The following is a 5,530-nucleotide window of genomic DNA, read 5'->3' on the forward strand; positions in this document are numbered from 1 at the left end:
ACGGATCGTTCGGTCGCTGTCAGTGATTTCAATCACCGGCTTTGGACTCTCGTCTGATCCTTCCAAATCCAGGAAGACCGTCCTGTCAATTTCTACGAATTCAAGAGCCGCTGAAGCAGGCGATACGACGGCAGCTTTTCTGCGCCAGTACTGGAAGGTGGATAAAGCCAGGCCGTTTTGGACGCAGAAGCCAGCCTGAGTCAGACCTGACACCTGGTATTGATCAACCAGGTTCATCCACTGTTCCTGATTCAGTTCACGGGATTTGGAAAACAGATAATTATGCATAAAATCCTCCAGTTCTAGTCGAATACAGAATATCGACTGGAACCGGAGGATCTAAGCCCGTGCAAATTTCAAAAGGTTACGGGCAACCCGTCAAATATAAAGAAGTTACGAGAAAACTGACATAGGCAATTAAGCAGGAAGGCAGAACTAAGACTGTCTTCCTTTTATATTTGTTGTTTATTGCGATTTCAATTTCTTTGATTTGCCGGTACAGACGAAAATGATGAAGGAATTCACAATAAAATGGATCATGTATAGATCCCTTAATAAAGAAATGCGCCGTTCAGTAAAGAACAAAATCATGTTATTCTTTAAGTTGCTATATGTTCAACAGAATGGTTCCGAAGATTCTTTGATTTTCCTTGAGATAGTTTGTGAGTCATTCAGGTTATATCCAGTCAATTCGGATCAGAAGGGGAAATAAGAAGCATAGCCAATGGATTGAATGAAAAAAAGTATAGAAAAATACTGTCAGAGATCAAATCAGAAAACCACATTTATCATTATCCATTTTAGATACAGGATTATAAATATGTCCGTTTTTATAAGACTATGGTTCTTCTTGCCGATGAGCATGGACCTGATTACCTTCCTGAAGACCTGTGGATAGATGGTGAAGATGATTATCCAATGGATTATTTTCGTCACTATATTTTTTGGCAGTGAAACTCAAGGTTACACAGGAAATTGCGGCTGATGCGATAATGAATACTGATGCTCACGTCCTGATTACTTCCAAGACAGCTTCCGGTAAAACGGAAGCTGCTTTTCTTCCTGCGCTCAGCCTGCTTTCAAAAAAGCCGTCTAAATCGATCGGGATCCTGTATATTTCTCCGCTTAAAGATCTAATCAATGACCAGAACAAACGTCTGTCCTCATTACTGAAGTATGGAAATATTCCGGTTTTCTCCTGGAATGGTGATGTCTCTGGTTCTCAAAAGCAAAAAGTCCTCGAAATTAATCAGGGAATTTTGCAGATGACGCCTGAATCCTTAGAAGCCATGTTGATGGTGAATTCTCAGAACGCCGTTCGGTTATTTTCAGATACTCAATTTATCATCATCGATGAAATCCATTCGTTTCTCGGATCCGATCGTGGGGGAGAGCTCTTTAATCTGATGGTTCGATTGGAAAGACTTTGTGGTAGGCAATATCGCCGTATTGCCCTGTCAGCGACACTTGCTTCTGCTCGATCCGTCTTATGGTATCTAAGCTCACAGACCAATCGAAAAGCGATCTTATGCAAACCGCGTGATGAAGAGAAAGATGTTGAGATATATCTGCATAACTATACCATTCCGCATGAAGAAGAGGTTAAGCAGAAAGTGGAGCAGGAGTGGCAGACCTTTCTATATGACCAGCTCAGAGATCAGAAACGATTATCTTTTGCAACAGCCGGGAAGAAACAGAATCAACTGCCAATGCGTTAAAGAAACTTGCCCGAAAATGTAAAGATCCCGATCGTTTTTTAGTTCATCATGGTTCAGTCTCAGCCCAAATTCGAGAAAGAGCAGAAACAAAAATGAAAAGCGATGAAAAGATCGTTATCTGTGCTACGGTAACTCTCGAATTAGGAATTGATGTAGGAGATCTCGATCTTGTGGTCGAACTTGGGGCTCCATGGAAAGTCTCGTCATTGCTGCAAAGGCTTGGCCGCTCTGGGCGTGTAAGCAAAGTTTCAAAAATGTTAATGATCATTCTTGAAAAAGAGAGTCTTTCAAATCTGCCACAGTTCTTAATGCCATGGGATCTTCTTCAAACCATTTCAATGATCGAACTATATCACCGCAGACGGTTTCTTGAAGATGAAAAATTTTTAAAGAAACCATACTCACTGTTAGCTCATCAGACGTTGTCTGTTTTAAAAACCTATCATCAGCTTCAGCCTAATTCACTGGCTGCCTTCGTGCTAACTCTTCCTGCTTTTGTTAACCGATTTTCTGCGGATGAATATCGAGTTCTTCTAAAAAGTATGCTTGAAAACAGATTTCTTGAACAGGATGATCAGGGGAATTTATTCATTGGCCTGAATTCTGAAAGAGAAGTGAATCAATGGCGCTTTTATGCTGTATTTCAGTCAGATTCTGAATGGAAAGTTTATCATCGGTGCTCATCTGTAGGATAGATTACCATCTACCCAACGGTTGGAATGAGTTTGATTCTGGCAGGAAAAAGCTGGATTGTTGATAAGGTAAATGAAGACAGAAGAACATTAAACGTTGTTCCAGACCAATCTGAAGAAATCATTGTATGGTATGGAAAAGATGGCTTGATTGATCAGCAGGTGACCTGGATGATTCACCAGATTCTTGCAGAAATAGACCATTATCCTTATCTTTCAAAAAATTCGAATCTCATTTTAAATCAGGCCAGAGATCTGGCCAATGAATCTGGGATGATTGAAGATCCTAACCTGTTAATTTATGGAAAACTGGTTTTTTTGAATGGGTGGTTTGACCAGAAAGAAATCAATTCATTAAAAAGGCTTTTAAATGTTCATTTGAAAAAAGCATTGGAGATCAGACAGGTATTCACCAATCGGTTCATCGTTGGAATTACAGGTGAGATTGAACCAATGGATCTCTTAAGAAGCATTCTTGATTGTCTTAATAACCCGCTGCAGTCGGATATGTTTTTGCACTGTCATAGACAGCTGCGTATTCAACCTTATGATCATTTTGTTCCGGATAATCTGCTGTCGATTGCATATATGGAAGACCATGTCAAACTTGATCAGATTCATAATTTCTTAAAAATAATCTTCTGCCAGAAATAAACATTTTTCAAATTTCGAAGAGAGATAAGATTATTCATTCACATAAAGAAATTCAACAAAGACCTTTTACGGACTTTTTGGATTTCTTTTTTAATATCTTTATGTCCTGCTTAATTTATTGAACTCAAATCCATAAGGAATTAAAAACCGGACAATTTCTGATATAAACCTGAATGTTTTATAGAATAAGGTTATTAAATTATCTGAATAGGATATAATCTAGTCTATTAATCAGTTTACAGAGTTCCTGAAACGTTTTGATCGTCCTGAAATTACCAATAATTGAAGTTCAATACGGATTTACAGAATTTTTCTGAAAAAAATGTTTCAGTTTTAGGGAAATACCGATTCAAAATAGAAATCAACCTGGATAAAGAATATATTAATTATAGATAAAGAATCTTAACTGCTGATATAAAGATTCTGTTACCTGTGAAAGAAGGAATTGTTTGTGTTAATGAAAGAGAAAAAGAAGTCTAGTTACTCCGATTTTCTGATTGCATCCGGAATCTGGATAACGACTACTTTGATTTGCCTGGTAGTCGCCAGACTGAATTTCCAGGAATCCAACCTGGTCCTCTTTTATGTTCTAGGATCAATCATTACCGCTTTGAATACCGATGGTTATTTTTATGCGGTTCTATTCTCGCTAATCAGTATGATTGCGGTTAATTTTTATTTCATTTATCCGCAGTACACTTTTTCGGTCATGGATTTAGACCATGTCGTTTCATTTAGCATCATGTTTCTCATTTCTATAATCGTGAGTGTTTTAGCTTCTCGTTCCAAGATGAACGAAAGAATGGCAATCAAACGCGAAAAAGATGCCAAACAACTCTATGAAATCAGTTCAAAATTATCAGCAGCAGTATCAGTCGAAGAAATACTGAATATCTCTGTTACTTATTTTAGAGAGATGCTTGGTCTTCAGACAGCGTTATTGCTATGCTCGCCAGATGGAATGACACAGGATACTTACCTGTTTTGTGGTCTGGATGGAAATACAGAAGTCAGAAATGTACTTGTAAACAGAAATATCGTTAAATGCGATAAAGACTCAGGAAAAGGATATCTAATTGGGAATTTATATTATGAATGGCCATTAGTTGGCAGTGAATCCATCTTTGGGTATGCTGGATTTATTCCTGAAGAGATTGAAAAAAGAAATCCTGAAGACCTGAACCTGATTTCGCAGATGGTGAACCAGGTTTCATTAGCTTTGGATCGAAATTACTTCATGAAAAAAGAAGAGGAGATCCGGCAGGAAAATAATGAAGAAAAATATAAAAGCAATTTGCTTCGTTCTGTCTCTCATGATATTCGTACGCCTTTAGCTGGAATTATGGGAACAAGCGAATTACTCAAAGAGCAGGTAGCCCACTTGCCTGAAGCACATAAACAGGCTTCGATTATCTATAAAGAAAGCAGTTGGCTGTATGGATTGGTTCAAAACATTCTTTCATTGACCAGATTGCAAAATGGTAAATTAAAAATTCTGAAGGAAATCGAAGTTGTCGAGGATGTCATTCATGCTTCGATTGAATCAATCAATATTCGATATCCTGATCAGGAAATCATTTTTAATGAGCCAACGGAAGTGATAACTGCTCCAATGGATTCTAAATTAATCCAGCAGACCATCATTAATCTGATTGACAACGCTCATAAACATTCTCCAGAAGGTCAGCCAATCGAAGTGATAATTGAAGATAACTTTGATGATACCGTTTCGGTAATGGTTAAGGATCATGGTACTGGTATTGATCAAAAAGCGTTCTCCATGTTATTTTCAACATTCTATACAACTCACAGCCGAGATGCAGAAAGTAATCGTGGATTCGGGTTGGGACTTCCAATCTCTGAAGCGATCATGAAAGCTCATGGAGGAAGCATCAGCGCAGCAAACAATGAAAATGAGTCTGGTGCAAATTTCACAATAACTTTACCTAAGCATGAGTCTGATGATAAAAAGTGAATGAACAAGGTGGAAACAAAGTGAATATAAATCATTCTGCTTATTTTGTGATGGAGGATGATCATTTAAAAGGGGCTGTTAAATTTCGACTGATTTTTCATCAGCGAGATTTACAGCCCCTTTTTCTATGCTTTTTATCTGATTCAATCCTGTTTTATGATGTGTTTTTCCGCTCAAGTCAATTTTTGAACGCACTGAAAAGAGCCAAAACTCAAAAAGACTGTTTATAATCTTTTTCAGATTTCGCTTTTCTGCTCCTTTAATTTTCCATAACGTTCGAGTTCTGAGCAACTCATCCGATTTCTGTTGTTTAATTTTCTGATATTGTGTCCCATGGCCACAATAAGCACCTCAAATTTTACGTTTTCCAGTCCCCGGCGTCTCAATCGGCTGTATCTGTAGTTTTCTTTAAGATCTCCGAAGGTTCCTTCCGCCTGAATGCTCCGGCTGACCATAATCTCATGTCCTGCATCTGAAGACATGTGCATGAC

At 38.1% G+C, this 5,530-nt stretch carries 6 protein-coding genes; 4 read left to right on the forward strand and 2 right to left on the reverse strand.

Annotation, left to right across the window (positions count from 1 at the left end):
• A partial coding sequence (tnpA, locus tag BO222_RS00895) for an IS66 family insertion sequence element accessory protein TnpA (protein WP_198931970.1) occupies positions 1 to 288 on the reverse strand: 288 nt, incomplete at its 3' end.
• Between the two features lie 662 nt (positions 289 to 950).
• On the opposite strand from tnpA, the gene BO222_RS00900 reads away from it, so the two are divergent.
• The 4 genes from BO222_RS00900 to BO222_RS00915 all read left to right on the forward strand — a co-directional run bounded on the left by BO222_RS00900 (position 951) and on the right by BO222_RS00915 (position 5,039).
• Complete coding sequence (locus tag BO222_RS00900) at positions 951 to 1,718, forward strand: DEAD/DEAH box helicase (protein WP_075817547.1); 768 nt, start codon at positions 951 to 953, stop codon at positions 1,716 to 1,718.
• Positions 1,670 to 2,413, forward strand: coding sequence for a helicase-related protein (locus BO222_RS00905; RefSeq protein ID WP_233131182.1), 744 nt, complete (start codon positions 1,670 to 1,672; stop codon positions 2,411 to 2,413). Before BO222_RS00900 ends, BO222_RS00905 begins: the two co-directional genes overlap by 49 nt.
• Before the next feature lie 24 nt (positions 2,414 to 2,437).
• A complete protein-coding gene (locus BO222_RS00910; protein ID WP_075817551.1) occupies positions 2,438 to 3,064 on the forward strand; it encodes a hypothetical protein in 627 nt (208 codons plus the stop codon).
• 457 nt (positions 3,065 to 3,521) lie between these two features.
• Positions 3,522 to 5,039 carry an ATP-binding protein gene (locus BO222_RS00915; RefSeq protein WP_075817553.1) on the forward strand — a complete coding sequence of 506 codons (1,518 nt, stop codon included), beginning with the start codon at positions 3,522 to 3,524 and terminating at the stop codon, positions 5,037 to 5,039.
• A gap of 236 nt (positions 5,040 to 5,275) precedes the next feature.
• On the opposite strand, the gene BO222_RS00925 is transcribed toward BO222_RS00915, so the two are convergent.
• Positions 5,276 to 5,530, reverse strand: a 255-nt coding sequence (locus tag BO222_RS00925) for a transposase (protein ID WP_233131181.1), incomplete at its 5' end; no start/stop codon positions are given.

The sequence above is a fragment of the Ileibacterium valens genome (assembly GCF_001945525.1).
GTDB classification, from domain to species: domain Bacteria; phylum Bacillota_I; class Bacilli_A; order Erysipelotrichales; family Erysipelotrichaceae; genus Ileibacterium; species Ileibacterium valens.

Excerpts from the sequence above, each read along its gene's own strand:
- BO222_RS00915 (WP_075817553.1), top strand. The coding sequence starts at position 3,522 with ATGAAAGAGAAAAAGAAGTCTAGTTACTCCGATTTTCTGATTGCATCC.
- BO222_RS00910 (WP_075817551.1), top strand. The coding sequence starts at position 2,438 with ATGAGTTTGATTCTGGCAGGAAAAAGCTGGATTGTTGATAAGGTAAAT.